General features: G+C 70.8%; 21 protein-coding genes. 14 read left to right on the top strand and 7 right to left on the bottom strand.

The features are described from left to right. Nucleotides 1-50: 50 nt before the first annotated feature. Genes ACFS27_RS22330 through ACFS27_RS22320 form a run of 3 tightly spaced genes read left to right on the top strand, consistent with a single transcriptional unit; the run spans nt 51 to nt 4,133 of the window. Nucleotides 51-2,120, top strand: coding sequence for a serine hydrolase domain-containing protein (locus tag ACFS27_RS22330; protein WP_377187687.1), 2,070 nt, complete (start codon nt 51-53; stop codon nt 2,118-2,120). Nucleotides 2,121-2,124: 4 nt separating this feature from the next. Then, nucleotides 2,125-3,474: a sensor histidine kinase gene (locus ACFS27_RS22325; RefSeq protein ID WP_377187684.1), complete on the top strand. Its 1,350-nt coding sequence runs from the start codon at nt 2,125-2,127 to the stop codon at nt 3,472-3,474. Continuing rightward, on the top strand, nt 3,471-4,133 hold the full coding sequence (locus ACFS27_RS22320; RefSeq protein ID WP_377187681.1) for a response regulator: 663 nt from the start codon (nt 3,471-3,473) through the stop codon (nt 4,131-4,133). The genes ACFS27_RS22325 and ACFS27_RS22320 overlap by 4 nt, the downstream gene beginning before the upstream one ends. A 10-nt stretch (nt 4,134-4,143) precedes the next feature. Here ACFS27_RS22320 and ACFS27_RS22315 read toward each other — a convergent pair whose 3' ends face one another. Together ACFS27_RS22315 and cofG are read right to left on the bottom strand one after the other, a co-directional pair. Beyond that, nucleotides 4,144-5,616: a flavin-containing monooxygenase gene (locus ACFS27_RS22315; protein WP_377187679.1), complete on the bottom strand. Its 1,473-nt coding sequence runs from the start codon at nt 5,614-5,616 to the stop codon at nt 4,144-4,146. Continuing rightward, nucleotides 5,613-7,967 (bottom strand): 7,8-didemethyl-8-hydroxy-5-deazariboflavin synthase CofG, encoded by a 2,355-nt coding sequence (gene cofG, locus ACFS27_RS22310; RefSeq protein ID WP_377187676.1) that lies wholly within the window; start codon nt 7,965-7,967, stop codon nt 5,613-5,615. The genes ACFS27_RS22315 and cofG overlap by 4 nt, the downstream gene beginning before the upstream one ends. Before the next feature lie 224 nt (nt 7,968-8,191). Between cofG and ACFS27_RS22305 the strand changes: the two genes are divergently transcribed. Next, the gene (locus ACFS27_RS22305) at nt 8,192-9,442 is read left to right on the top strand and encodes a cellulase family glycosylhydrolase (protein WP_377187673.1); all 1,251 of its coding nucleotides are present in this window, start codon (nt 8,192-8,194) and stop codon (nt 9,440-9,442) included. 208 nt (nt 9,443-9,650) lie between these two features. Here ACFS27_RS22305 and ACFS27_RS22300 read toward each other — a convergent pair whose 3' ends face one another. From ACFS27_RS22300 to ACFS27_RS22285, 4 genes are read right to left on the bottom strand one after another with little or no spacing between them, the layout of a single operon-like run. Then, nucleotides 9,651-10,364, bottom strand: a complete 714-nt coding sequence (locus ACFS27_RS22300; RefSeq protein ID WP_449301744.1) for an ABC transporter ATP-binding protein — start codon at nt 10,362-10,364, stop codon at nt 9,651-9,653. Between the two features lies 1 nt (nt 10,365). Next, on the bottom strand, nt 10,366-12,063 hold the full coding sequence (locus ACFS27_RS22295) for a branched-chain amino acid ABC transporter ATP-binding protein/permease (protein ID WP_377187670.1): 1,698 nt from the start codon (nt 12,061-12,063) through the stop codon (nt 10,366-10,368). Then, nucleotides 12,063-12,938 (bottom strand): branched-chain amino acid ABC transporter permease, encoded by an 876-nt coding sequence (locus ACFS27_RS22290; protein WP_377187667.1) that lies wholly within the window; start codon nt 12,936-12,938, stop codon nt 12,063-12,065. The genes ACFS27_RS22295 and ACFS27_RS22290 overlap by 1 nt, the downstream gene beginning before the upstream one ends. 13 nt (nt 12,939-12,951) lie before the next feature. Beyond that, complete coding sequence (locus tag ACFS27_RS22285) at nt 12,952-14,103, bottom strand: ABC transporter substrate-binding protein (RefSeq protein ID WP_377187664.1); 1,152 nt, start codon at nt 14,101-14,103, stop codon at nt 12,952-12,954. A gap of 199 nt (nt 14,104-14,302) precedes the next feature. Between ACFS27_RS22285 and ACFS27_RS22280 the strand changes: the two genes are divergently transcribed. The 7 genes from ACFS27_RS22280 (at nt 14,303) to clpX (ending at nt 22,187) form a co-directional block, all read left to right on the top strand. Further along, the gene (locus ACFS27_RS22280) at nt 14,303-15,607 is read left to right on the top strand and encodes an ABC transporter substrate-binding protein (RefSeq protein WP_377187661.1); all 1,305 of its coding nucleotides are present in this window, start codon (nt 14,303-14,305) and stop codon (nt 15,605-15,607) included. Further along, nucleotides 15,604-16,524, top strand: a complete 921-nt coding sequence (locus ACFS27_RS22275) for a carbohydrate ABC transporter permease (protein WP_377187658.1) — start codon at nt 15,604-15,606, stop codon at nt 16,522-16,524. Before ACFS27_RS22280 ends, ACFS27_RS22275 begins: the two co-directional genes overlap by 4 nt. Further along, nucleotides 16,521-17,330 carry a carbohydrate ABC transporter permease gene (locus ACFS27_RS22270; RefSeq protein WP_377187655.1) on the top strand — a complete coding sequence of 270 codons (810 nt, stop codon included), beginning with the start codon at nt 16,521-16,523 and terminating at the stop codon, nt 17,328-17,330. Before ACFS27_RS22275 ends, ACFS27_RS22270 begins: the two co-directional genes overlap by 4 nt. 246 nt (nt 17,331-17,576) lie before the next feature. Continuing rightward, nucleotides 17,577-18,983 (top strand): trigger factor, encoded by a 1,407-nt coding sequence (gene tig, locus ACFS27_RS22265; protein WP_377191130.1) that lies wholly within the window; start codon nt 17,577-17,579, stop codon nt 18,981-18,983. A 231-nt stretch (nt 18,984-19,214) separates the two neighbouring features. After that, nucleotides 19,215-19,850, top strand: coding sequence for an ATP-dependent Clp protease proteolytic subunit (locus tag ACFS27_RS22260; protein ID WP_377187652.1), 636 nt, complete (start codon nt 19,215-19,217; stop codon nt 19,848-19,850). Between the two features lie 43 nt (nt 19,851-19,893). Continuing rightward, nucleotides 19,894-20,613, top strand: coding sequence for an ATP-dependent Clp protease proteolytic subunit (locus tag ACFS27_RS22255; RefSeq protein WP_377187649.1), 720 nt, complete (start codon nt 19,894-19,896; stop codon nt 20,611-20,613). Nucleotides 20,614-20,897: 284 nt separating this feature from the next. Continuing rightward, the gene (gene clpX, locus ACFS27_RS22250) at nt 20,898-22,187 is read left to right on the top strand and encodes an ATP-dependent Clp protease ATP-binding subunit ClpX (RefSeq protein WP_253869590.1); all 1,290 of its coding nucleotides are present in this window, start codon (nt 20,898-20,900) and stop codon (nt 22,185-22,187) included. Between the two features lie 98 nt (nt 22,188-22,285). On the opposite strand, the gene ACFS27_RS22245 is transcribed toward clpX, so the two are convergent. Continuing rightward, nucleotides 22,286-24,118: an AMP-dependent synthetase/ligase gene (locus tag ACFS27_RS22245; RefSeq protein WP_377187644.1), complete on the bottom strand. Its 1,833-nt coding sequence runs from the start codon at nt 24,116-24,118 to the stop codon at nt 22,286-22,288. Between the two features lie 163 nt (nt 24,119-24,281). On the opposite strand from ACFS27_RS22245, the gene ACFS27_RS22240 reads away from it, so the two are divergent. From ACFS27_RS22240 to ACFS27_RS22230, 3 genes are all read left to right on the top strand, one after another. Further along, nucleotides 24,282-24,629 carry a chorismate mutase gene (locus ACFS27_RS22240; RefSeq protein WP_377187641.1) on the top strand — a complete coding sequence of 116 codons (348 nt, stop codon included), beginning with the start codon at nt 24,282-24,284 and terminating at the stop codon, nt 24,627-24,629. A 202-nt stretch (nt 24,630-24,831) separates the two neighbouring features. Beyond that, nucleotides 24,832-26,013 carry a baeRF2 domain-containing protein gene (locus ACFS27_RS22235; RefSeq protein ID WP_377187638.1) on the top strand — a complete coding sequence of 394 codons (1,182 nt, stop codon included), beginning with the start codon at nt 24,832-24,834 and terminating at the stop codon, nt 26,011-26,013. A gap of 185 nt (nt 26,014-26,198) precedes the next feature. After that, nucleotides 26,199-26,705, top strand: a complete 507-nt coding sequence (locus ACFS27_RS22230; RefSeq protein WP_377187635.1) for a DUF1877 family protein — start codon at nt 26,199-26,201, stop codon at nt 26,703-26,705. Nucleotides 26,706-26,764 lie beyond the last annotated feature (59 nt).

The raw sequence follows: 26,764 nt of genomic DNA, 5'->3' as shown, positions 1-26,764 counted from the left end.
ACAAGCCTCCGGACCAGCCCGAACACCTGCCGAGCGCGAGGAGCGCGACGATGTCTCCGACAGACGACCACACCACCACCGAGCGGCCGGACGGCGGCCTCGCGGTCCGCCCTGGGCAGCGCGGCCGACGAGCCGTCGCCGCCCTGGCCGCCGCGGGCCTGTTCGCCGTGACCCTCGCGGCGGGGGCACCCGCCGCGGTGGCAGCCGTCCCTACGGCGTCCGCCGACGAGCCCGCGCCGCCCCCGCAGATCTCCGCCCCCGCCGGCGAGCACACCCTGGGGCAGGCCGACGTCGAGGCCTGGCTCGACGGCATGCTGCCCGGTGCGCTGGAGAGTGCAGGCATCGCCGGCGCCGTCGTCTCCGTGGTGGACGACGGCGAGATCGTCACCACCCGCGGCTACGGCCACTCCGACACCGGCACGACCGGGGGCGATGCCGTGCCGGTCGACCCCGAGCAGGCGGTGTTCCGCCCGGGCTCCGTGTCGAAGCTGTTCACCGCGACCGCCGTGATGCAGCTCGTCGAGAGCGGCGACGTGGACCTGGACACCGACGTCGCCGAGTACCTCGACTTCGAGGTCCCGCGCAGGTTCGACGAGCCGATCACGCTCCGGCACCTGCTGACCCACACCGCTGGTTTCGAGGAGGTGGTCACCGGCCTCATCGGCTTCGGCGACGAGTCACCGGTGCTCCGTGACGCCCTGGCGACCGCCCCGCCCGAGCAGGTCTACGAGCCAGGGACCGTCCCCGCGTACTCGAACTACGGCAACGCGCTCGCCGGCTACGTGGTGCAGCAGGTCAGCGGCGTGCCGTTCGAGGAGTACGTCCAGCGCAACATCCTCGAGCCCACCGGGATGACGTCGTCGTCCTTCGAGCAGCCGCTGCCGCCCGGGCTGAGCGACCGGATGTCACAGGGGTACCCCTCGTCGTCCGACGCCGCCGGGTCCTTCGAGATCGTCGGGGCGCCGCCCGCCGGCGCGCTCAGCGCCTCTGCGCCCGACATGGCGCGCTTCATGCTGGCCCAGCTCGGCGAGCCGACGTCGGGCAAGCCGCTGCTCGAACCCGAGACGCTCGACCTGATGCATGCCCCGGCACTCGACGAGAGCACCCTGGGCAACCTCGCAGCCGCTCCTCGGATGACCCTCGGGTTCTTCGACGAGAGCCGCAACGGGCGCTGGATCGTCGGGCACGGCGGTGACACGCAGTACTTCCACTCGCACCTGCAGATCTACCCGCAGGAGGGTGCGGGGATCTTCGTCTCGCTGAACAGCACGGGCCCCGACGGCGGCTACGCGAGCCTCGCGCTGCGCGACTCGCTGATGCACGGCTTCACCGACCGCTACTTCCCCGCGGGGACGACGTCGGGCGCGGTCAGCGCCACCGAGACCGCCGCAGAGCACGCCGCCATCGCCGAGGGCAGCTACGTGGGCTCCCGCACCATGCACAGCACGTTCCTCGCGGCGCTCGACGTCTTCAGCACCACCCAGGTCACGGCCCGCGACGACGGCCGGCTGCTGATCACACCCGGCCCCGGCAGCGCCAACCCGGCCCTGTACGAGGAGATCGAGCCCTGGGTCTGGCGTGAGGTCGGCGGCCAGAGCACGCTCGCGATGCGGGTCACCGACGACAAGGTCGAGGCCATCACCTTCGGGGGCGCCTTCGCCATGCTGCCGGCCCAGCCGGAACGGGCCCAGGCCGTGGTTCTCCCGGTGCTCGGGGTGTCGCTCCTGATCCTCCTGGTGACCGCCGTCGCCTGGCCGGTCGGCGCGATCCGCCGCCGGGTGCGCAAGCAGTCGCTGCCGCAGGGCACCGGGCGCGTCACCCGCGTCCTCACGAAGATCGCTTCCGTCAGCACCGTGCTCGCCTTCGTCGGCTGGACCGTGACGGTGATGACCGCCATGGGCCTGCAGGACGTCTCGGAGTTCTCGCTGCGCCAGATCCAGGTGCTGCAGGGGATCGGCGTGCTCGGCCTGGTCCCGGCGGTCATGCAGGTGGTCGGCGCCGTGCGGCACCGGCACGGCTGGCGCCGGATCACGGGCACCGTGCTCGTGGTGCTGGCACTGGCCGGGACCGCCTGGCTCGCCTTCGAGCTCCGCCTGCTGGCGCCGTCTGTATCGTACTGACCCGATGCCCACGACCGACGGTGACACCGTGCTCGACGATGCTCCCGTACCGCCGCGTGTCGGCCGGCTCGACGCGCTGCTCACCCGGATCGGCCTGACCAGCGTCCTGGCGCGGGACAGCCTCCTGGCGGTGCTCGTGCTGCTCGTGACGCTCGGCCTCCTGCTGATGCTGTTCCGGACCGCGCTGGAGGCCGAGGACCTGGTCGTCACCTCGACCCAGTCCATGGTGCTCACCGTCGCCGCGTGCGCCCAGGCGCTGCCGCTCGCCCTGCGCCGGGTCCGCCCGCTGCTCTGCCTCGGCCTCGTCGTCGCCTTCCAGGTGGTCGTGATCGCGGCCTCCCCGCCGGAGCTGTCGGTGAGCGGCATACCGGTGGCCATCGCCGCCTACACCGTCGGCACGCTGGTACCGGCCCGCCGTGCCCTGGCGATCACGGGCATGGCGGTGCCGCTCGGGGTGGTCGTGGCCGGGACGTCCGCGCTCGTCTCGGGCGGCAGCCTGCTGGTGCCGCTCGTCAACCATCTGGCCGCGGGGATCGTGGTGTACCTGGTCAGCGCGCTCATCGGCGGTGCGGTGGCGACCCGCCGCAACTACATCGAGCTGCTCCGGTTGCGGGCGGCCGAGCTGCAGCGCACGCAGCAGGCGACCACCCGGGCGGCGATCTTCGCGGAGCGGTCACGCATGGCGCGTGAGCTGCACGATGTCGCGGCCCACCACCTGTCCGGCCTCGTCGTGCAGGCCGCCGCCGTCGAGCGGCAGATCGACAGCGACCCGGAGGCCGCGAAGAAGGGCACCGCGTGGATCAGGGGGCAGGGCAAGGAGACGCTCGACAGTCTCCGGCTGATCGTCGGGGTGCTCCGCGAGCGTCCGGGCTCCGGCGGGCCCGGCGACGACGCGCACGACGCACCACCACCCGGCCTCGGTGCGCTCGACGGGCTGGTGCGGACGGCGCGCGCGCTCGGCGACACGGTGGACCTCGTCCGCGAGGGCCCGCCGCGAGACCTCGCGCCCATCGCCGACGCCGCGTTCTACCGGGTGGCGCAGGAATCGCTGTCCAACGCCCGCCAGCACGCCCCCGGGGCGCCGGTGCGGATCACCGTCCGCTTCACGGAGCGGGAGGTCTCGCTCGGCGTGGTCAACCCGCCCGTCGGCGCACAGGTCACCACCTCGGCCCGGCAGGGGATGGGCCTGGTCGGCATGCGGGAGCGCGCGCAGCTGGTCGGTGCGACGCTCACCACGGGCGCTCCGCCGTCCGGCGGGTGGCGGGTGCTGCTGACGCTCCCGCTGCACCACGAGCACCAGAAGCACCACGAGCGCCAAGAACACCCCATGCCCACCGAAGGGGAACACGGATGATCAGGGTCATGCTCGTCGACGACCAGGCGGTGGTCCGGGCGGGGTTCCGGTTCCTCCTGGAGCAGGCCGACGACATCGAGGTGGTCGCCGAGGCCTCGAACGGCACCATGGCGGTCGAGCTCGCCCGCCGGCACCACCCCGACGTCGTCTGCATGGACGTACGCATGCCGGGCGGTGACGGCCTCACCGCGACCCGCGAGATCGTCGCCCCCGGCACGCCGGGGGCGACGACGCCGGCGGTGCTCGTCGTGACCACCTTCGACCTCGACGAGTACGTGTTCGGCGCCCTTGAGGCAGGGGCGTCCGGGTTCATCCTCAAGGACAGCGAGCCCGAGGAGCTGATCGACGCCGTCCGGCGGCTCGCCGACGGGCACGGGCTCATCGACCAGGCGGTGACCCAGCGCGTGATCACCGAGTTCGCCCGGCGCAAGGCTCCGCCCACCCCGGCGGCGGACGTCGCGGAACACCTCACGGCCCGGGAGGCCGAGATCGTCCGGCACCTGGCCCGCGGGCTGTCGAACGCGGAGATAGCGCAGGAGCTGGTGGTCGAGACCAGCACGGTCAAGTCCCACCTCGGGCGCGCGATGGCCAAGGTGGGCACGCGCGACCGGCTGCAGACGGTGGTCTGGGCCTACCAGAACGGGCTCGCCCCGGGGTGATGCCAGCTGCTCATCCGGGCTGGGCGCACACGGGCCGGGGGAACAGGGTCGGGTCGAACTCGCCGAACCGCTCGCGGAACTCCGCCGCCCGGCCCGGCCACAGCAGGGTGAGCCGCCCCGAACGCTCGTCCACGTACCAGCTGCGGCACCCGCCGCGCAGCCACACGGTCTCGGCGGCGCGCCGGTCGATCTCGCGCGTGTACGCGGCCTCGGCCGCCGCGGACACCTCCAGCGGCCCGCCGACCTGGTCCAGGTGGTCGAGCGCGCCGAGCACGTAGCCGATCTGCGCCTCGATCACCTCGAGGGCGGAGTGGTGGCCGAGCCCTGCGTTGGGGCCGTCCAGCACGAACAGGTTCGGGAACCCGTGCACGACGGTCGACGCGTGGCTGGTCATGCCGTCCGCCCAGTGCTCGGCGAGCGTCTGCCCGTCGCGGCCCGCCACCAGGTGCGCGAACGGTGGCCGCGTCGTCTCGAACCCCGTGGCCAGCACCAGCACGTCCACGTCGTACCGCGCGCCGGACGCCGCGACCAGCGTTGATCCCTCGACGGCCACCGGGGCGCTCGGCTCCAGCGTGACGTGCTGCTCCCGCAGGGCCGGATACCAGTCGTCGCTGAACAGGGCGCGCTTGCAGCCCACCGCGTAGTCGGGCGTGAGCAGCGCGCGCAGCGCCGGGTCCGGCACCTGAGCGCGCAGGTGCGCCTCCGCGCGCTCCCGCAGCTCGGCCTCCGCCGCGGTGCCCGCCAGTCGCGCGGCGAACAGCCGGTCGGCCTCCTCCGCGAGCGCTGCCCGGTCCGGTCGGGGCTCGCCGGGTGCGTACGCCCGGTCGCCGCGCGGCAGCACCCAGGGCGGCGTGCGCTGCAGCACGACGACGGACGCCGCCCGGTGCGCCAGCTCCGGCACGAGCTGGACGGCGCTGGCGCCCGTGCCGACCACGCCGACCCGCAGCCCGGCGGGCAGATCCCGGTCCCACCGCGCGGAGTGGAACACGCGGCCGGGGAACGTGCCGAGCCCCGGGAGGTCGGGTACGCGCGGCTCGCTGAGCCGGCCGACGGCCGTCACCAGCGCCCGGGCGGTCAGCGGCCCACGGGACGTCGTCAGGTGCCACGCCGCCTCGTCGTCGTGCCAGCGGGCGCCCGTGAGCGCGGTGCCGAGGCGCAGGTGCGGGATCAGACCCTCGGTCCGTGCGACGTCCTTGACGTACCGGTGGATCTCGGCGCCGGGCGCGAACACCCGCGACCAGGCCGGCTGGGGCAGGAAGGAGTAGGAGTACAGGGCGCTCGGGATGTCGCACGCGACTCCCGGGTACACGTTGTCGCGCCAGGTGCCGCCGACGTCGTCGGCCCGCTCGAGGACCGTGAAACCGGTGCGCCCGGCTCGCCGCAGCCGCGAGCCGAGGCCGATCCCGGCGAGCCCTGCGCCCACGACCGCGACCTCGACGTCCGTCGGCGCGGCCGCGCCCGTCCGCTGGCCCGTGCCCGTCACCCCACCTGGCCGTAGGTGGTGGTGCGCTGCCGCACGGGCCGGCCCAGCTCGGCGGCGAGCCGCTGCACGTCCGCCACCGAGAGCTCGCGGCCCTGCTCGGGACCGGCGTCCGGGTCCAGGACGCCGTCGAGCAGCACGCCACCCAGGTCGTCCGCGCCGCCGGCGAGCACCAGCTGGGCCCCGCGCGTCCCGAGCTTGGTCCATGCCGCCTGGACGTGGTCGATCCGCCCCGCGAGCAGCAGACGCGCAACGGCGTGCAGCGCGCGGCTCTCGCGCGGGGTCGCCCGGCGCGCGCCGGGGACCGGGACCGGCGACTCGACCGGCAGCCAGGGCATCGGGATGAGCTCGGTGAACCCGCCGGTCGCGTCCTGCACACGGGCCAGCGTGCGCAGGTGCCGCACCTGGTCGCGCGCGGACTCGACGTGCCCGTACACGATCGTCGCGGTGGACCGCAGGCCCGCCGTGTGGGCGGCGGTGACGAGCTCGACCCAGCGTTCGGCGGGGATGTCGGTCCCGCCCGTGAGCAGGGCCCTGACCCGGTCGTCCAGGATGCGAGCGCCCGTGCCCGGCACGGTGTCGACGCCGGCCTCGCGCAGCATCGTCAGCCAGTCCGCCAGGGACAGGCCGGCGCGGGCGGCGCCGTCGGCCAGCTCCGCGGGGCGGAAGGCGTGCAGGTGCAGGCCGGGCCCGCCCTCGTGCACGGCACGGGCCAGGTCGAGGTAGCCGTCCGCGCCCGACGCCGTCGGCGGCAGGCCCTGCACGCACACCTCGCTGGCGCCGAGGGCCACTGCCTCCGCCGCCAGCTCCACGACCCGTTCGCGCGGGAGGCCGAGCGACGCGTCGAGGTTCCGGTTCACCGCGTAGGTGACGGCGTCACCGGTCCGCTCGCGGCGCACCTGGTCCGCGAGGGCGGCCAGCTCTTCGAGATCGGCGCCGTCGGCCCCCAGCAGCTCGACCCACGCGCCGTCGTCGACCCCGTCCGGATCGCTCGCGACGTCCTCGATCAGCCGCGCCAGCCGCCCGGCCGGCCCCGGCCCGCTCGTCGAGCTGGCGGGGAAGGCGCCCAGCAGGGCGTCGTGGCGGGCCAGACCGTAGTCGTCGGCGAGGGACAGGACGCGGGTGCGGAGGCGGTCGTCGAGCCAGTCCGCGCCATCCCGCGCCTCGCGCAGGTAGTGCGGGTGCGCGGTGAGACGCTCGCGCAGCGCGTACCCGCCCTCGGCGGTGAGGCGGGCCAGGTCCTCGATCTGCGGCCAGGGCCGCTCGGGGTTCACGTGGTCGGGCGTCAGCGGGCTGACGCCGCCCCAGTCGTCGATGCCTGCGCGCACCAGGAGCTGGAGCTCGGCGGCGTCGGTCAGGTTGGGCGGCGCCTGCACGCGCATGCCCGGGCCGAGCAGCACACGGGTCACGGCGACGGCGGCCGCGTACTCCTGGGTGTCCAGGTCCGCCGCACCCATCATCGCCGTGGCCGACTTCGCGCGGAAGTTCTGGACGATCACCTCCTGCACGTGACCGTGCCGGGCGTGCGCGTCGCGGAGCGCGAGGACCGAGTCCACGCGTTCGGCGTAGTTCTCGCCGATGCCGAGCAGGATGCCCGACGTGAACGGGATACGGGAGCGGCCGGCGTCCTCGATCAAACGCAGCCGCAGGGCCGGGTCCTTGTCGGGGGAGCCGAAGTGCGCCTGCCCCTTCTCGGTCCACAGCCGGGAGGACGTGGTCTCCAGCATCATGCCCATCGAGGGGCCGACCGGCTTGAGCCGTTGCAGCTCGGCCCACGACATGACGCCGGGATTGAGGTGCGGCAGCAGGCCGGTCTCGTCGAGGATCAGGCGGGCCATGTGGCCCACGTAGTCGAGGGTCGAGGCGTAGCCGTGGTCGTCGAGCCACTCCCGGGCCACCGGCCAGCGGTTCTCCGGGCGGTCGCCGAGCGTGAGCAGCGCCTCCTTGCAGCCCAGCTCGGCGCCCTGCCGGGCGACCTCCAAGACGGCGTCGGCGTCCATGTACGGCGAGATGCCTGCCTTGGCGAGCTTGCCGGGCGACTGGACGAAGATGCAGTAGTGGCAGCGGTCCTGGCACAGGTGCGTCAGCGGGACGAACACCTTGCGCGAGTACGTGATGACGCCGGGGCGGCCGGCCTCGGCCAGGCCAGTGTCGCGCACCGCGCCGGCGACCGCGAGGAGCCGGTCCAGGTCCGCGCCGCGCGCGTGCAGCAGCACCTCGGCGTCTTCCCGGTCGGGTGCGCCGCCGCCGGCGTCCTCCAGCCGCTCGAGGGCCGCGTCGAGGACCGCACGGTCCGGGGGCTGCGGCTGGTCGGCGCCACGCGGGGGCGTGCGCAGGGTGAGAGGAACAGTCATGGGCCCACCTCGGGTGCGGGAACCGGATCGGGATGGTCCGGAGGGGACGGGCCGACACTATGTCATTCCGCGACACCTTCCCCGGGCGTCGCCTCCCCACGGCGCGGTGTGGGAATCCCCGATGCCGCCCGCGCACGCACCTTGCTAGCGTCCGTGCGACCAGCAGGTGGGCGACGTCGCCACGGCCTGCCACGGCTCCGTCCGCGAACTGAGGTGGTCTCATCATGGTCTTCCGCCGCGCACCGATCATCATTGCCCTCGTCACTGCCGCGATGCTGGTGACGGGAACCGCCCTCGTGCCGGTCCTGTCGGCCACTGCAGTGGCCGCAGAGTGCTCCGCACCGGCCTGGGCGGAGGGCACGAGCTACCGAGCGGGCGACCGGGTCACCTACGAGGGAAGCGGCTACACCGCGACCATGGGGCACACCGCGCACCCGGGCGCCGGGTGGGACCCGGTGTCGACACCCACGCTCTGGACGCACGACGGCGCGTGCGACGGCGGGCCGGCACCTGATCCGACTCCGGATCCCGAGCCGGAACCGGAAGCGGGGACCCCCGTCGCGGCCAACGGTCAGCTCAGTGTCTGCGGCGTCAACCTGTGCAACGAGCAGGGCGCCCCCATCCAGCTCCGCGGGATGAGCACGCACGGCACCCAGTGGTACTCCCAGTGCGTGACCGACGCCTCGCTCGACACTCTCGCGTACGACTGGAACGCGGACGTCGTGCGGATCTCCACCTACGTGCAGGAGGGCGGCTACGAGACCGACCCGGCACGGTTCACCGCCCTCGTGAACGACTACATCGACATGCTCTCGGCACGCGGGATGTACGCCATCGTCGACTGGCACATGCTCGATCCGGGCGACCCGCACTTCAACCTGCAGCGCGCCACGACGTTCTTCACTGCCATCGCAGAGCGGAACAGCGGCAAGAACAACATCATCTACGAGGTCGCGAACGAGCCCAACGGCGTCTCGTGGCAGACCATCAAGAGCTACCACGAGCAGATCGTCCCCGTGATCCGGGCCAAGGACCCGGACGCCGTCGTCCTGCTGGGCACCCGCGCGTGGTCCTCGCTCGGCGAGTCGGACGGGTCGGACGAGTCCGAGGTGGTGAACAACCCTGTCGACGCCTCGAACGTGATGTACACGTTCCACTTCTACGCAGCGACGCACGACCAGGAGTACCTGGACACGCTCTCCAGGGCCGCGGACCAGATCCCCGTGTTCATCACGGAGTTCGGGTCGCAGAACAGCGCGGGGGAGGGCGCCAACGACTTCGCGATGACGCAGCGGTACCTCGACCTGGCGGAGTCGAAGAAGATCAGCTGGGTGAACTGGAACTTCTCGGACGACCACCGGTCCGGCGCGGTCTTCAGGGAGGGGACCTGCTCGGGCGGCTCGTTCGGGACCGACCGGCTCAAGGAAGCCGGGGCGTGGATCCGGGACCGGATCCGGACGCCGGACGACTTCTAGGTAGCACGGCGCGTTCCGCGCCGTGCTCGCCTCGTGAACGCTGCTCTGGCGCTGGACCGTTGACGGTCATCCACCGAACGGCAGTACGTGCCCCGGCTAGCGCTGCGGGAGCGTCGTCCGATGCGCATCCTCCAGCTTTGCGCCCGGGAGATCTCGCGGTCCGGCAGCCACATCCACCAGGCGGAGTGCGCAGCATCAGGCATCGGGTTCAGGCAGTGCCCAGGTATGCCCGCACCACCTCGTCGTCGGCCAGCAGCTCTGCCGCCGGACCCGAGCGCACCACCTCGCCGGTGCGCAGCACGTAGCCGTCGGAGGCGGCGCGCAGGGCCCGGCGGGCGTTCTGCTCGACAAGGACCACGGTGGTGCCGGTCGTGCGGATCTGCTCCACGACGCTGAACACCTCGTTCACCACGAGCGGTGCCAGGCCCATGGACGGCTCGTCCAGGAGCAGCAGCACCGGCTCCGCGACCAGCGCCCGGGCGATGGCGAGCATCTGCTGCTCGCCCCCGGAGAGCGTGCCTGCGGGCAGGTCGCGCCGCTCGGACAGCACCCCGAACCGCTGGTACATCTCGTCGATGGTGCGGGCAGCACCCCGGCCACGGTGCCAGCCGCCCATCGCGAGGTTCTCGGCCACCGTCAAGGACGCGAGGATCTGCCGGCCCTCGGGAACCTGGACCAGGCCGCGTGCCACCAGCTTGTGGGCGGGCGTGCGCGTGATGTCGGCCCCGCGGAACCGGACACGACCGCTGTGCGGCCGCACGATGCCGGACACCGCGTTGATGATCGTCGACTTCCCGGCGCCGTTCGCGCCCACGAGCGTCACCAGCGAGCCCTCCGCCACGCTGAACGACACGTCACGCACCGCCTCGACGCGGCCGTACCGCACCGAGAGGTGCTCGACCTCGAGCACGGGTTCGGTCATGTCAGGCCTCCGTCCCGAGATACGCCTCGACGACCCGAGGGTCGGCCGCTACCTGTGCCGGTGCGCCGGTGGCGATGATCTCGCCGAAGTCGAGCACCACCACGCGGTCGCAGACCTGCCGCACGAGCCCGACGTTGTGCTCGATGAGCAGGACGGCGAGGCCGTCGTCGGCCAGCGAGCGGATGAGGTGGGCGAGCTCGCCGGCCTCCACCTGGTTCATGCCGGCGGCGGGCTCGTCCAGGATGAGCAGGCTCGGGTCGGCGGCGAGCGCCCGGGCGATCTCGAGCCGCCGCTGGTCCCCGTACGAGAGGGCGCCGGCGCGGGTGGCGGCAGCCTCAAGCATGCCGACCCGGCGCAGGCACCTTGCGGCACGGGCGAGCGCCGCCCGTTCGTCGCGTCGCGCCGACGGCAGCCAGAGCATCCGTCGCAGCAGGGTCGGCCGGGTCACGAGGTGCCCGCCGACCAGCACGTTCTCCAGTGCGGAGAGCCGGTCGAAGAGCTTGGAGTGCTGGAACGTGCGGCTCACGCCGGCGGCGGCCACGCGGTGCACCGGGGCGCGTCCAGCGGTCACGCCCAGCACGGTCGCCTCGCCCGACGACGGCGCGACGAGTCCGCTGAGCATGTTCACGAGCGTCGTCTTGCCCGCGCCGTTGGGCCCGATCAGACCGAGCAGCTCGCCGCTGCGGATCTCGAGGTCGACGCCGCGCACCGCGTGCACGCCGCCGTAGTCCTTGCTCAGCCCGGTCAGCCGGGCGACGACGTCGCCGAGCGGGGCGTGCTCGCGGGTGCGCAGCTCTGCGCTGGCGCCGCCGCTGGCCCCGGCGCTGTCGGCGTCGTCGTTCCCGCCGGCGTCGAGGTCGGGCACCCGGATGCGCCGCGGGATCCGCCCGGCCAGCCCGCCGGGCAGGAACAGGATGACGACGAGCAGCAGCAGGCCTGCGACGAACGGCCGGATCCAGCCGGCCTCGACGCCCAGGGCGCGCTGGATCTCGGGGATGACCGTGAGGAACGCGCTGCCCACCACGGGTCCGACGAACATCGTCGTGCCGCCCACCATGGCGGTGACCAGCCCGTCGATGGCGGCGGTGAACCCGAAGTCGGCCGGCGCGACCAGGCGGACGGTGTAGGCCCACAGCACGCCGTAGAGCCCGGCCACCGCACCGGCCGTCGCGAACGCCCCGAGGCGGTGCCTGCCCACGTCGATCCCCATGGCGCCGGCCGCGAGCTCGTCCTCGCGGATGGCCTCGAGCGCCCGCCCGTACCGGGTGGGGCCGGACCGCCAGAACCAGTAGGCGACGATCGCCAGCACCACCCAGGCGATCGCGGGCGTGACGATCTTGGGCACGGAAAGTCCCTGCGCGCCGCCCGTCCACTCGGCGTTGAGCAGGAAGATGCGCACGGCCTCGGCGAACCCGAGGGTGGCGATGGCGAGGAACACGCCCCGCAGGTGCATGGTCGGCAGCCCCAGCACGACGGCGGCCACCGTGCCCGCCGTCATGCCGATGACCAGCGCGATCAGGAGGGCGGCCAGGTCGCCGACGACGTCGGGGTCCGGCGCGAGGAGCACGGAGGTATAGGCGGCGACCGACGCGAAGCCGGCCTGGCCGAGGCTGAGCTGGCCCGCGTTCAGCACGGCGTAGAACGAGAAGGCGAAGATCGCGCCGAGCGCGATGAAGGTGACCGTCGACTCGGTGAACATCAGACCTGCCGCGCCCGACGTCCGCCGAACAGCCCCTGCGGGCGGAGCAGCAGGATCCCGAAGAGCAGCGCGAACGCGATCAGGTCGCGCCACGCGGAGCCCAGGTACTGCACGGCGAACACCTCGGCGACCCCGAGCAGGATCCCGCCGACGAGCGCACCGGGCAGGGAGCCCATGCCGCCCACCACGATGACCGCGAGCCCCTTGAGCTCGATCGCCGACCCCATGCCGAGCTGCGCCGAGTTCACGTTCATCGCGAACAGTGCACCCGCCACCGCCCCGAGCGCGGCCGAGATCGCGAACGTCGTCGCGGTGACCCGGTCGACGTTCACGCCGAGCACGCGCGCCGCCGTCGGGTTCTCGGCGACGGCTCGCATGCCGCGGCCGAGCCGGCTGCGAGCGACCAGCCAGGTCAGCCCCACCACGAGCGTGAGGCAGATACCGACGATGACCACCTGCAGCAGCGTGACCTGGGCGCCGAGCACGTCGAACCGGGTGGCCGGGAACGTGTCGGCGGGGAAGCGGCGGGTCTCGGCCCCGTACCGCCACTGCAGCAGCGCGATCAGCATGCCCGCCACCGCGATGGACGAGATCAGGCCGGCGAAGTGCGCGTCGGCCCTGCCCTTGAGCGGCCGGAACGCCACCCGCTCCACGATCAGCCCGAGCAGCGCGCCCACGACGGCGACGGCGGGCAGGGCCGCCCAGAAGGGCAGCCCTCCCACGGTGACCAGCTCGATACCGATGAAGGCCGACGCCGCGAACACCGCCGGATGAGCCAGGTTGAGGCGGTCGAGGATGCCGAACACGAGCGCGAACCCGACGGCGAAGAGCGCGTAGATCGAGCCGATGAAGAGCCCGTTGAGCAGCTGTTGCATGGTGGCGGTGCGCTCAGTCGAGCACGGCGAACGTGCCGTCTTCGACGATCTGCACCACTGCCTCGTGCTCGGCGTCCCGTGCGTCGTTGATCGTCAGCTCGCCCAGCACCGACGGCACGCCGTCGATCGTGCCGAGACCCTCCTTGATCGCGTCCCGTTCGCCCGAGCACGAGGCCCGCACGGCGGTGTCGATCAGCATGAGGCCCGCGAAGGCCTGGGCCGCGAACTGGTCGGGCTGCGTGCCGTGCTTCTCCTCGAAGTCGGCGAGGAACGCCGTGTTCTCCGGGTTGTCGGACGCCGAGTTCCACGCTGCGCCGACGACCACGCCCTCGGCGGCGTCGCCGGCGTCGGCCATGAGCTGGGGGTTGTTGAAGCCGTTGCCGCCCACGATCGGCACGTCGATACCGAGCTCACGTGCCTGCGTGACCAGCGGGATCGCCGCCTCGATGAGGGCGGAGACCACCAGCAGGTCCGCGTCGGCGGACTTGGCCTCGGTCAGCAGGGCGCGGAAGTCGGTGTCCGACGTCGAGAACTCGAGGGTCTCGGCGACCTCGATGCCCTCGGCGTCCAGCGACTCGGCGAACACCTCGTACCCGGCCTCCGTGAAGGCGTCGTCGTTGCTGTACATGACGACAGCGCTCTCGGCCCCGTAGGCCTCCTTGGCCTTGGCGACGGTCTGCGGGATCACCTGGGCCTCGGTCAGCGAGTCACGGAAGATGTAGTCGCCCTGCTCGGTGATCCCGTCGGCGGTGTTCGAGATCGCCAGCACCGGGACACCCTCCTCCTGCGCGACCGGCTGCGCCTGGAAGCCGCCGTTGGAGAGGGTGGGGCCGATGATCACGCTTACGCCGTCCTCCGCCGTGAACTGCTCGAACACGGCGATGCCCTGGCGCGGGTCCGTCTGGTCGTCCTCGACCGTCAGCTCGTACTCGACCCCGCCCTGCGCGTTCAGCTGCTCCGCGGCGAGCTCGAGGCCCTTCTGCTGCGACTCGCCGTAGCTGGCTGCTCCGCCCGTGAGGCTGAGCGCGGCGCCCACCGGCACGGGCGACCCGATGGTGCAGTCGGCGCCGGTGCCCTCACCGACGAGGCTGCCGCCGCCGTCGTCGGCGCCCCCCGACGAACAGGCGGCGAGCGTGACGGTCACGGCTGTGGCAGCGAGAAACACGCGAGCACGGTGCGACATTCGGATCTCCAGGGGTTTGACGTCGTCGTCAATGCTGTGGAAGAGATGGTCGAACAAGCCGGTAGCGGGGGAATTCTGGCACGGATATGGCCACGATCGCACCAATTTCCGGTGAGGACACGACATATCGATTCGGCGGAAATGCTTGACACCCCGACCGCGGGGAGGAAACGTCCGGCGCATGAACCGCCGAACCACCCTCGCAGGAGTCACCACAGCCCTCGTGACGCTGACGCTCGCGGCCTGCGCGCCGTCGTCGGGCAGCCCTGAGCCCGGTGCGGCAGCGGGGGAGGGGTGCGACGGCGAGGCGGTCGGTCTCGACGTCTGGTCCTGGCGCACCGAGGACGTCAAGACGTACGAGCAGATCTTCGACGTCTTCGAGAAGGCCAACCCGTGCATCACGGTGACCTTCCAGGCCCACCTCAACACCGAGTACGACCAGATCCTGCGCACCGGCCTGACCGGCTCCGACGGGCCGGACATCGCCCAGGTGCGGTCCTACGGCCTGCTCCAGCCGCTCGTCGAGGGCGGCAACCTCGAGCCGCTCGAGGACCTCGTCCCGGCGCTCGGCGACTTCGACGACGCCATCCTGGACGGCGCTCGCGGCCGTGAGGACGGCGCCGTCTACGGCGTGCCGCTCGCGTCCCAGACGATCCAGGTCTACTACAACACGGCGATCTTCGAGGAGAACGGCCTGGCGGAGCCCGAGACCTGGGAGGACTTCCTGGCGATCAACGACACGCTCCTGGAGGCCTCCGTTACACCCCTCGCGGTCGGCGCGCGCGACGGGTGGTTCGTGCCGACGGTGCACGACGCCCTGGCCGCCGCCCAGTACGGCGGCGCCGACTTCCAGCAGGCCCTGCGCGACGGAGACACCGACTTCACCGACCCGGCGTACGTCGACTCGGTCCAGACGCTCAAGGACCTGCAGAAGTACATGCCCGACGATGTGACCGGCGTCGCGTACACGGACGCACAGGTGCTGTTCACCAGCGAGCAGGCGGCGATGTTCGCCGGCGGCTCGTACGAGCAGGCGTTCTTCCAGGAGGCCAACCCGGACCTCGAGCTCGGCGTGTTCCAGGTGCCCCCGCCGCCGGGGTCGGCCGTCGACCACCCCGTCACCGCGGGGTACGCGGACGGCAGCTGGGGCCTCTCCGCCACCACCGAGCATCCCGAGGAGACCCAGACGCTCCTGAACTGGCTGGCCACGCCCGAGTTCGGGCAGCTGGTCGCCGACGAGCTCAAGCAGTTCTCGCCGATCCCCGGCGTCGAGTTCTCCGACCCGCTCCAGCAGGAGATGTGGGACCTGTACCAGGAGAACCCCGCGCCGTACCTGCTGCTCGTGGACTACCGGTACGGCGACCCCGTCGGCACCGACCTCATGGGCGAGGCGGGGCAGAAGCTGTTCCTCGGCGACACCGACGCTGAGGGCGCGGCGAAGATCATCCAGGACGGCCTGTCGGCCTGGTGGACGCCGGGCGAGTGACCCGCCGTCGTACAGCGGCGCTGCCCACCCCCGTAGCACTGCTCTTCCTGCTGCCCGCTGCTGCCCTGTTCGCCGTCTTCGTGCTCTACCCGATGGCGACGGCCCTGACCTACTCGTTGTTCTCCTGGCGCGGCACCGCGCAGGAGGCGTTCGTGGGGCTGGACAACTTCGTCGCACTGCTGACCACCGAGCCGTACCGCAGCCAGCTGCCGCGTGCGTTCGCGCACAACGGGCTCCTGTTCGCCGGCGCGATGGTCGTGCAGAACTCGGTGGGCCTGCTGCTGGCGTACGCGCTGCACAAGCGGGACCGGCTGCGCAGGCTCTTCCAGGTGCTGTACACGATGCCGTACCTGGTCTCGCCCCTCGTCGTCGGCTACCTCTGGTCTCTGCTCCTGTCGCCGTTGTTCGGCCCGGTGAACGCGGTGCTGCGCGCGGTCGGCCTGGAGGCGGTGGCCCAGCCCTGGCTGGGCGACCCGGACACCGCCCTGTGGGTGGTGGTGCTGGTGACCGCGTGGCAGTGGGTCGGGTTCCCGCTCCTGATCTACGGGGCCGCGCTCGGCTCGCTCGACCCCACCATGGAGGAGGCAGCGATGCTCGACGGCGCCACCTCCCGCCAGCGGTTCTGGCACGTCACGCTGCCCATGCTGCTGCCGGTGATCGGCACGGTGAGCGTGCTGACGTTCATCTTCTCCATGGAGGCGTTCCCCATCCCGTACGCCCTGGGCGGGTCCAGCGGCAGCCCGGCCGGCGCGACCGACGTCATGTCGCTCCTCTTCTACCGCACGGCCTTCAACTCGGGAGCGTCCAACGCGATAGGCATCTCGTCCGCCGTGGCGATCGTGCTGTTCGTCGTGATCGTCGGGGTGTCGGTCCTGTTCACCCGGTGGTTCCGCCGCGTCGAGCGGAGGCTGACGTGAGGCGCGCAGGCGTGCACGTCGTCCTGTGGGGCTACGCCGCCGTCGCGCTGGTTCCGCTGCTGATCATGGTCTGGAACTCGTTCCGGACGGATCAGGAGCTCGTGGCGGAGCCGCTCGGCCTGCCGGTGAGCCCGTCGTTCGACGCCTACCGGGAGGCGTGGGTCGAGGCGTCGTTCTCGACCTACTTCCTCAACTCCGTGCTCGTCACCACCGCGTCCGTCGCCCTGTCGACCGTCGTGTCGCTGCTGGCCGCCTATGCGCTGGCGCGGTCGCGCTCACGGCTCATGGAGGCGATCGAGCAGGTCTTCGTGTCGGGCCTGATGATGCCCGTCTTCCTCATGATCGTGCCGATCTTCTACCTGCTCGACACGATCGGGCTCGCCTCGACCCGGACCGGCCTGATCCTGGTCTACTCGGCGGTGTCGATCCCGTTCTCGGTCTTCGTGCTCGCGACGTTCCTGCGCCAGCTGCCGGTCGAGCTGGAGGACGCCGCCCGCATCGACGGCGCAGGACCACTGCGCACCTTCTGGTCGGTGCTCCTGCCGCTCGTACGGCCGGCGGTCGCCACCGTGGTGGTCTTCCGCTTCGTGCCCATCTGGAACGACTTCTTCTACCCGCTGATCCTCGTGCGGGACCGCGACCTGTACACCTTGCCGGTCGGCCTCACCACGTTCTTCGGGGAGTACCAGACGTCGTGGTCCACGCTGTTCGCAGGCCTGGTCATCGCCACGCTGCCGCTCGTGGTCCTGTTCCTCGTGGCGACCCGGCAGATCGTCGCGGGGCTCACCGCGGGGATGGGCCGCTGACCGCTGACGCCCAGGGCGAACACGGGCGGCGGACGACGGCGGCCGTGGGAGGGTGGACGTGTGCGGCACGCCACCGGCTTGCATTCGGCGACCGTGGTCGTGGGGCGTACCATTGACGGGTTGCCCGTGCGTCCGTCGCACATGGCTGTCAGCGAGCAGCAGCAACAGAGTATGAGCATCCCCGCGCCACCCCGGGACGCAGTACGCCGGCGTGCGCGCACCCCCGACATTCTGGAGACCATCGAAGTGAAGAGCGCCGTCGAGACCTTGGAGCCCACCAAGGTCAAGCTGACCGTCGAGGTGGACTACGACGAGCTCAAGCCGAGCATCGATCACGCCTACGAGCACATCGCGGAGCAGGTGAACATCCCCGGGTTCCGCAAGGGCAAGGTGCCCCCGCGCATCATCGACCAGCGGGTCGGCTGGGGCGCCGTGATCGAGCACGCCGTGAACGACGGCCTCTCCGGTTTCTACCGTGACGCGCTCGGCGAGACCGACCTGCGTCCGCTCGCCCAGCCCGAGATCGACGTGACCGACGTCCCGGCCAAGGCCGGCGAGGGCCAGCTGAAGTTCACGGCCGAGGTCGAGGTGCGGCCGGAGATCGAGCTGCCCGAGCTGTCCGACGTCGACCTGACCGTCGAGTCGACCGAGGTCACGGAGGATGACGTCGCGGAGCGCATGGACGCTCTGCGGGAGCGCTTCGGCACCCTGGTGGGCGTGGACCGCCCGGCCGTCGACGGCGACTACATCGTCATCGACCTCAAGGCCCTCATCGGCGACGAGGAGGTCGACTCCGTGTCGGGCGTCTCGTACCAGATCGGCTCCGGCAACATGCTCGAGGGCCTGGACGAGGCACTGACCGGCCTGTCCGCCGGCGAGACCACCACGTTCAAGGCGCCGCTGGCCGGCGGCGACCACGAGGGCAAGGAGGCGGACGTCACCGTCACCGCCACCTCGGTCAAGCAGCGTGACCTGCCCGAGGTGGACGACGACTTCGCCCAGCTCGCCTCCGAGTTCGACACGCTCGAGGAGCTCAAGGCCGACCTCACCACGCAGGTCGCAGGCATCAAGACCTCCAACCAGGCCGTCACGGCCCGTGACGCGCTCATGGAGAAGCTCCTGGAGACCGTCGAGGTCCCCGTGCCGACCGGCGTGGTCCAGGCCGAGGTGCACCGCCACCTCGAGTCCGAGAGCCGCCTGGAGGACGACGAGCACCGCGCAGAGGTCACCGAGGACGCCACCAAGGCGATCAAGAACCAGATCCTGCTCGACACCCTCGCCGAGAAGCTCAAGGTGCAGGTGAGCCAGGGCGAGCTCGTCGAGTACCTGGTGAGCGCCTCGCAGCAGTACGGCATGGAGCCGAGCGAGTTCATCCAGACCCTCGAGCAGGGTGGCCAGATCCCCGCGATGGTGGGCGAGGTCGCACGCTCGAAGGCGCTGGCGGTCGCGCTGCGCCAGATCGAGGTCAAGGACTCCGACGGCAACGTCGTCGACCTGAGCGAGTTCATCGGCTCGGAAGAGGCCGACGACGCCCAGGCCGCGCTCAACGACGCCATGGCGCAGGCCCAGGAGGTCGCCGACGCCGAGGACGCCGAGGTGACGGAGGACGCAGAGGGCTCCGCACCGGAGTCGTCGGAGCCCGCGAAGGCCTGACGCACGCCGGGCCCGAGAGGGCTGAGGCATGACGCCGGACGGCGGTCCGCGCCCTCGCGCAGAGGGTGCGGACCGCCGTCCGCGTTCCCCCCGACTTCGCTGTGGGCAGCACCGATGCGCTGTAGGCGAAAAGGGCTCCGAATCAGGAGTTCCGGCGGGCGGGGGCACGTTAGGGTCGAGCGACACGACGTCGTAGGACGTGGTCCAAAGACGAGAGTCAGAACCGAGGAGATGGACGTGAACGATCTGCTGCGGATGGATGCTGGGCCGGTAGCGCGGACGGAGGGTGCTGGCTTCGGGCTCAACGACTCCATCTACAACCGGCTGCTGAAGGAACGCATCATCTGGCTGGGGTCGGAGGTCCGCGACGAGAACGCGAACGCGATCAGTGCGCAGATGATGCTTCTCGCGGCCGAGGACCCCGACAAGGACATCTGGCTTTACATCAACTCGCCCGGCGGCTCCATCACGGCCGGCATGGCGATCTACGACACGATGCAGTTCATCAAGCCGGACGTGGCGACGGTCGCGATGGGAATGGCTGCCTCCATGGGGCAGTTCCTGCTGTCGTCCGGCACGAAGGGCAAGCGGTACATCACGCCGCACGCACGCGTGCTGATGCACCAGCCGTCGGGCGGTGTCGGCGGTACCGCCACCGACGTGCGGATCGGCGCGCAGCTCATCATGCACATGAAGAAGGTGCTGGCCGAGCTGACGTCCGAGCAGACCGGGCAGCCGATCGAGAAGATCATCAAGGACAACGACCGCGACAACTGGTTCACGGCCTCCGAGGCGCTGGAGTACGGCTTCGTCGACCACGTCGTCGAGAGTGCTGCGCTGGCCGGCGGCGGCGGCATGGCCAGCTGACCGCCCGGAAACTCATCAAGACCTGATCGACGAGGAGACCATCGTGAGTCCTGAAGCCCAGTTCGTCGCAGCCGCAGAGCGCCTTGCCGGCGCACGCGCCCGTTCGGGCGCGGGGCTGCCTTTCGCTACCGCCGGTGCCATGCCGTCCTCCCGGTACGTGCTTCCTCAGTTCGAGGAGCGCACCCCGTACGGCTTCAAGCGCCAGGACCCGTACACCAAGCTGTTCGAGGACCGCATCATCTTCCTGGGTGTCCAGGTCGACGACGCGTCAGCGGACGACGTCATGGCGCAGCTGCTGGTCCTGGAGACCCAGGACCCGGACCGCGACGTGATGATGTACATCAACTCGCCCGGTGGCTCGTTCACGGCCATGACGGCGCTGTACGACACCATGCAGTTCATCAAGCCGCAGATCCAGACCGTCTGCCTGGGGCAGGCGGCGTCGGCCGCTGCGGTCCTGCTGGCCGCCGGCCAGCCGGGCAAGCGTCTCGCACTGCCCAACTCGCGCGTGCTGATCCACCAGCCCGCGATGGAGGGTGGCGGCTACGCGCAGGCCTCGGACATCGAGATCCACGCGAACGAGCTCATCCGCATGCGCGAGTGGCTCGAGCTGACGCTTGCCACGCACTCGGGCAAGACGCAGGAGCAGGTACGCGACGACATCGAGCGCGACAAGATCCTCACGGCGGCTCAGGCCAAGGACTACGGCCTGATCGACGAGGTGCTCGAGTCGCGCAAGCCCGTAGCGGTCGTGACGCGCTGACCTCTCCGGTCGGTTCGCCAGGACCGCATCCCGGCGCCGGGGCAAGCCACCAATACCGGTGGACGACGAGCCCCGGCGTCGGGCATGGTGGGACACGCTGCGTAGAACATGACAAAATTGTCATGAAGTGGTGAAAGTCGGTCGTGCGACCCGCCGGGTCGCCGGGCTGACAACAGGCCACCTGTGGTGTGGAATGGATCTGAGACCGCTCGACGTTGCGGATCTGCTGGGTCAACCGGCCTGTGCGGGACTCCGTGAGGGTGCACAAGGCGAGGAGACAGGTAGTGGTGCGAATCGGTGACGGCGCGGAACTGCTGAAGTGCAACTTCTGCGGCAAATCGCAGAAGCAGGTAAAGAAGCTGATCGCCGGGCCGGGCGTGTACATCTGCGACGAGTGCATCGAGCTGTGCAACGAGATCATCGAGGAAGAACTCGGTGAGGCTGCAGAGCTCGGGCTGACAGAGCTGCCCAAGCCGCGCGAGATCTTCGACTTCCTCGAGCAGTACATCATCGGCCAGGACCCCGCCAAGCGCGCCCTGGCCGTCGCCGTCTACAACCACTACAAGCGCATCCAGGCCGGCGAGGCCGGTCGGTCGATCAGCCCGGACGACCAGGACCCGGTGGAGATCGCGAAGTCCAACATCTTGCTCATCGGCCCGACGGGCACGGGCAAGACGTACCTGGCACAGACCCTCGCGAAGATGCTCAACGTGCCCTTCGCCATCGCTGACGCGACCGCCCTCACCGAGGCCGGCTACGTGGGCGAGGACGTCGAGAACATCCTCCTGAAGCTCATCCAGGCCGCCGACTACGACGTCAAGAAGGCCGAGACGGGCATCATCTACATCGACGAGGTCGACAAGGTGGCCCGCAAGGCCGAGAACCCGTCGATCACGCGGGACGTCTCCGGCGAGGGTGTGCAGCAGGCGCTCCTGAAGATCATCGAGGGCACCACTGCCTCGGTGCCGCCACAGGGCGGGCGCAAGCATCCGCACCAGGAGTTCATCCAGATCGACACCACGAACGTCCTGTTCATCGTGGCCGGTGCGTTCGCAGGGCTGGACGACATCGTCGCCGCCCGGTCCCGCAAGCGCGGTATCGGGTTCAGCGCCCCCATGGAGTCCATCGCGGTGGACGAGGACCTGTTCGCCGAGGTGCGGCCGGAGGACCTGCAGAAGTACGGGCTGATCCCCGAGTTCATCGGTCGCCTCCCCGTCATCGCCTCGGTCTCGCCGCTGGACCGCGATGCGCTGGTCCGGATCCTCACCGAGCCGAAGAACGCGCTCGTGAAGCAGTACAAGCGGATGTTCGAGATCGACGGTGTGGAGCTCGAGTTCGACGAGCCCGCCGTCGGCGCCATCGCCGAGCAGGCCCTGCTCCGCGGAACCGGAGCACGCGGGCTGCGAGCCATCCTCGAAGAGGTGCTCCAGCAGGTCATGTTCGACGTACCGAGCCGTGACGACGTCGAGCGCGTGGTCATCACGCGTGACGTGGTGCTCGACAACGTGAACCCGACGGTCGTGCCGCGGAAGAACCCCGTGCGGGGTCGCCAGCCGCGCGAGAAGAGCGCGTAGCCGGGCTCTCGTGGATGGTCGGCAAAAGGTCAGGTGGTCGGTACCCCGGGGTACCGACCACCTGACCTTTTATCGACCGTGGTGAGCGTGCAGGCCGTTCAGCGCGCCGTGGTCACGTGGGCGTTCGGCGTCCGGGTGCTGTACATGGCGTCGATGATGTTCGCGAAGTCTGCGATCACCTTCGAGCGCTTCACCTTGATCGACGGTGTGAGGTAGCCGTTCGCCTCGGTGAAGTCGATGTCGAGCACGACGATCTTCCGGATCGACTCCGCCTTCGAGACCGCCTCGTTCGCGTGGTCGACGGCCTTGTCGAGCTCGGCCAGGACCCGCTTGTGCACCCTGGCCTCGTCGACCGACAGCTTCGGCAGCCCGTTCGCCGCACACCAGCCGGGCAGCATCTCGGCGTCGAGCGTGATGATGGCGCCGATGAACGGCCGCTGGTCCCCGACCGCCACCACCTGGCTCACGAGCGGGTGGGCACGGAGACGGTCCTCGAGCACTGCCGGGGCGACGTTCTTGCCGCCGGCGGTCACGATGATCTCCTTCTTGCGGCCCGTGATGTGCAGGTGGCCGTGCTCGTCGAGGCGGCCGAGGTCGCCGGTGCGGAACCAGCCGTCGGCGAAGGCCTCGGCGGTCAGCTCCGGCTGGTTGCGGTAGCCCCGGAAGATGTGCGGGCCGCGCAGCAGCACCTCGCCGTCGTCGGCGATCTGGATGTCCGTGCCGAAGAACGCCGGGCCGACGGAGCCGATCACGATCTGGCCGGGCCTGTTGACCGTCGTGGGGGCGGTGGTCTCCGTGAGGCCGTAGCCCTCCAGGATGGTGACGCACGCGCCCCGGAAGAAGTGGCCGAGACGCTCGCCGAGCGGCGCACCGCCGGAGACCGCCCACTGCAGCTGGCCGCCCATGGTGGCCTTGAGCTTGCTGAAGACCAGCTTGTCGGCGATCGCGTGCTGCGCCTTGAGCGCGCGCCCCGGGCCTGCCGGCACGTCCATGGCTCGCGAGTAGCTCTCGGCAACCCGGGCGGACCAGTTGAAGATCTTGGCCTTGAGGGCCGACGACGCCTTCTGCTCCGCGCTGTTGTAGACCTTCTCGAACACGCGCGGAACGGCCAGGAGGTACGTCGGCCGGAACGAGCCCAGGTCGGCGACGAGGTTCTTGATGTCGGGAGCGTGCCCCAGCACCGCCTGGCCCGCGATGGTCGCGACCTCGACGAAGCGCGCGAACACGTGCGCGAGCGGCAGGAACAGGAGCGTGCGGGCGTTCTCGGCCTGCAGCAGCTCCGGGATCCCGACGGCGGCGTTCATCGTCAGGTGCGCGAAGTTGCCGTGCGTGAGCTCGACGCCCTTCGGCCGACCGGTGGAGCCGGAGGTGTAGATGATGGTCGCGAGGTCGTCGCGCCGGACGGCGTCACGACGCTCGGCGACGATGCCTGCGGAGAGGTTGGTACCCGCCTTGCGCAGGTCGAGGACGGCCGCCTCATCGATGAGCAGGATGTCCTCGAGCCGGGGCAGGCCGGGCCGCACGCTGGTGACGGTGTCGGCGTGCGCGCGGGACTCGACGACGACGAGGCGGACGTCGGCGTCGGACAGGATCCACTGGACCTGCTCGGCCGACGAGGTCTCGTAGACGGGCACGGCCACGGCGCCGGCGGCCCAGATGGCGAAGTCGAGCAGCGTCCACTCGTACCGGGTCCGCGACATGATCGCGACGCGGTCGCCTGCCTCGATGCCACGGGCCACGAGACCGCGCGCGACGGCGAGGACCTCGTCCTCGAACTGCCGCGCCGACACCACCGTCCACGGGCCGTCGGGGGTGTCACGCCGCTCGATGAGTGCCTCGTCCCCGGAGCGGGCCACGCGGTCCGCAAGGATCGTGTTGATGCTGGTGCTCTCGGGCACCTCCACCAAGGCCGGCGACGTGGCGAGTGTCATCTTCTGCTCTCCGTTGAAGTCTTGAAGAGGTGAAGCCAGAGTTCTGGGCCTTCACCAAGTTGCGTGCCTGCTCGGGAGACTGTAGCCGATCTACGTTGCAGGTCGGAACAGTCGTGGCCGGCGGCCTTCGTCGATGGCGCCCGAGGGCGGTTAGCCTTTTCCTGTGTCTGACAACGAACCGACCAGCGCTCCGGTGCCGTCCGAGATCATCCGGCTCCGCGGGAGCATCGACAACATCGACGCGGCACTCGTGCATCTGCTCGCCGAGCGGTTCAAGATGACGCGACGGGTCGGGGAGCTCAAGGCGGTCGGCGGCCTTCCGCCGGCAGACCCGACGCGCGACCAGCAGCAGATCGCCCGGCTCACGGCCATCGCCGAGGAGTCCGGCCTGGACCCCGAGTTCGCGGTCCAGTTCCGCCAGTTCATCGTGAGCGAAGTGATTCGCCACCACGAGCTGATCGCCGCGCTGCACAAGGGCGACAACCTCCCTGAGGTGGATACATACGCTTGAAGGTGACCATCACTTGACGTGGCTTTACCTTGCTTGGGTAAGTGGTCGACTTCGGGTGGCGCGTATTTGGTGTGGAGGTCACAGGTAATTCCGGCGTGGGGGTGGCGCGCGCCCGCGATCCGTCGTTTCCTGGAGGGAACGCCGGGGCGGGGTCGTGCGGTAGGGCATCCCTTCGACCTCGGCGGGAGACGCGGAGGTTCGAATGAAGATCGACTGGCTCAAACCCCTCCTCGGCCACCAGGGCCCCTTTGTGACCCTGCACCTGGACGCGACGCCGTCCGAGCAGGCCGCCGACCGTGACGTCGAAGGCCGCTGGAACGCGGCGCGCAAGGACCTGGCGCAGCAAGGTGCGCCGGCCGCCGTGCTGGACGCGGTCGAAGAGGTGGTGCTACGACCCACCAGGGTCCCGGGACCGCACGGTCGGGTCGTCATCGCGGACGACACGGGCGTGCTGGTCGACCGCGTGGTGAACAACCCGCCGACCGCTACGACGAGCTCGTGGGCGCCGGTGCCCGCACTCCTGCAGGCAGCGCTCGCCGCCGACGAGTCCGTGGAGCTGCTCAAGGTGGCCGTCGACCGGCAGGGCGCCGACTTCCTTCGCGCGGGGCAGGGCGGCAAGGTGCACAGCACGTTCCAGGCTCCGCACGACGAGATCGAGAAGTCCGGGTCCAACGAGGTCAAGCGTGCACGCATCGAGTCTCGCGCCGAGGACTCGTGGGACCGCAACGCGGCCGCCGTCGCCGCCGAGATCGAGCGTCAGGTGGCCGAGACGCGGCCGGAGCTCGTGCTGCTCACGGGGGACAAGCGCGCGGTGCCGCTCGCGCGTGCCGCACTGACGTCGCCGACGGCGGAGAAGGTGGTCGAGGTGTCGGGCGGCGGTCGCAGCGGCGGTGGCGTGCACCAGGGCGCGTTCGCCGAGCGGGTCGCCGAGGCGCTCGACTCCTACCGGGAGCGGCGTCGCGAACGCGTCCTGGCGGAGCTCCGGCAGGAGCTCGGCCGTGAGTCGAACGCCGTGACGTCGGTGGACGACGTCGTGGCGGTGCTCGCCCGCGGTCAGGTCAAGGAGCTGGTCCTCGCTGAGGAGTACGGGACCGGCAACTCGCCCATGAACGGTCGCAAGCTCTGGATCGGGCCGGACCCGATGCACATCGCGGGGTCCCGGTCCGACCTCGAGGCCGTCGGCGTGACGGAGCAGATGGAGGAGCTGCCCGCGTCGGTGGCCCTCGTGCGCGCGGCGGTGGGGCAGGACGCCGGCCTGACGTTCGCGCCCGAAGGCTCCGTCGAGCTCATGGACGGCGTCGCCGCGACGCTGCGCTGGCGCGACGACGGCACGCCCACGGAGGCACTGGCGAGCATGTCGGGAGACGATCGACGGCTGACCTGAACCCCGACCTGAGTCCGCGCGTGAATTCGGTGTGAACTCTCGGCCAGTTTCCGGGGACTAAAACCCCAGAACGGGCAGCCGTCCGTATGGAATTTCCGATTTACCGTGTATGGGAAAATGTTGCGCAGGAATGTGTCCGTTTTGCCCATACACACGGAAACGCATTATCGGTACGGTCACGGGCCATGGGGATGATTCATTGTGAGTACGCGCGGCTTGCCGCCGACGACTTCGACAAGGCACGGACCGATCTGACCTGGGCGCTGGAGCACATCGACGAGCTCGCCGGCGAATGGGTGCAGATGGATCTTCCGGCAAAGGAGGCAAAGTACTTCAGCATCGGGACCGTCTGGGGCCCGCTGCACACGGTGCTGCGGGTGCATGGTGAGATGCCCGTCGACCCGGTGCAGGGCGGCGCTGAGCTCGGCCCGGCCGAGGGAATCACGCCGGTGCGCTACCTGGGTCCGGAGGACGTGGAGAAGGCCGCGGCGTTCCTTGTCGGCACCTCGTTCGACACCCTGGCGCCGCTCGCCGACGCCGCCCACGTCTGCGATGAGGAGGTCTGCCCGGACCCGGGCGAGCACGCCGCCGAGACCGACGCCGAGCGCCTGGCGCTGGCCTACGGGGAGCTCACCGCGTTCTACGGCGCGGCCGCCGAGGCGGGCGACGCAGTGGTACTGATGCTCAACTGACCGGAACGGACCGCCGAGGTAGCCCGGTGGCGACTATGTCGCCACAGGACTACCTCGGC

This window comes from Promicromonospora vindobonensis, from assembly GCF_042685865.1.
GTDB classification, from domain to species: domain Bacteria; phylum Actinomycetota; class Actinomycetes; order Actinomycetales; family Cellulomonadaceae; genus Promicromonospora; species Promicromonospora vindobonensis.
Note: the sequence above shows the minus strand (reverse complement) of the source record. Positions and strands in the feature narration are given on the sequence as shown.

What these genes read in the sequence shown, in the direction of transcription:
- ACFS27_RS22290 (WP_377187667.1), bottom strand. Translation starts at nt 12,938, where the DNA reads ATGCAACAGCTGCTCAACGGGCTCTTCATCGGCTCGATCTACGCGCTC.
- ACFS27_RS22260 (WP_377187652.1), top strand. Translation starts at nt 19,215, where the DNA reads ATGGACGTGAACGATCTGCTGCGGATGGATGCTGGGCCGGTAGCGCGG.
- cofG (WP_377187676.1), bottom strand. Translation starts at nt 7,967, where the DNA reads ATGACTGTTCCTCTCACCCTGCGCACGCCCCCGCGTGGCGCCGACCAG.
- ACFS27_RS22320 (WP_377187681.1), top strand. Translation starts at nt 3,471, where the DNA reads ATGATCAGGGTCATGCTCGTCGACGACCAGGCGGTGGTCCGGGCGGGG.
- ACFS27_RS22295 (WP_377187670.1), bottom strand. Translation starts at nt 12,063, where the DNA reads ATGTTCACCGAGTCGACGGTCACCTTCATCGCGCTCGGCGCGATCTTC.
- ACFS27_RS22330 (WP_377187687.1), top strand. Translation starts at nt 51, where the DNA reads ATGTCTCCGACAGACGACCACACCACCACCGAGCGGCCGGACGGCGGC.
- ACFS27_RS22300 (WP_449301744.1), bottom strand. Translation starts at nt 10,364, where the DNA reads ATGACCGAACCCGTGCTCGAGGTCGAGCACCTCTCGGTGCGGTACGGC.
- ACFS27_RS22230 (WP_377187635.1), top strand. Translation starts at nt 26,199, where the DNA reads ATGGGGATGATTCATTGTGAGTACGCGCGGCTTGCCGCCGACGACTTC.
- ACFS27_RS22245 (WP_377187644.1), bottom strand. Translation starts at nt 24,118, where the DNA reads ATGACACTCGCCACGTCGCCGGCCTTGGTGGAGGTGCCCGAGAGCACC.
- ACFS27_RS22325 (WP_377187684.1), top strand. Translation starts at nt 2,125, where the DNA reads ATGCCCACGACCGACGGTGACACCGTGCTCGACGATGCTCCCGTACCG.
- ACFS27_RS22235 (WP_377187638.1), top strand. Translation starts at nt 24,832, where the DNA reads ATGAAGATCGACTGGCTCAAACCCCTCCTCGGCCACCAGGGCCCCTTT.
- ACFS27_RS22305 (WP_377187673.1), top strand. Translation starts at nt 8,192, where the DNA reads ATGGTCTTCCGCCGCGCACCGATCATCATTGCCCTCGTCACTGCCGCG.
- ACFS27_RS22280 (WP_377187661.1), top strand. Translation starts at nt 14,303, where the DNA reads ATGAACCGCCGAACCACCCTCGCAGGAGTCACCACAGCCCTCGTGACG.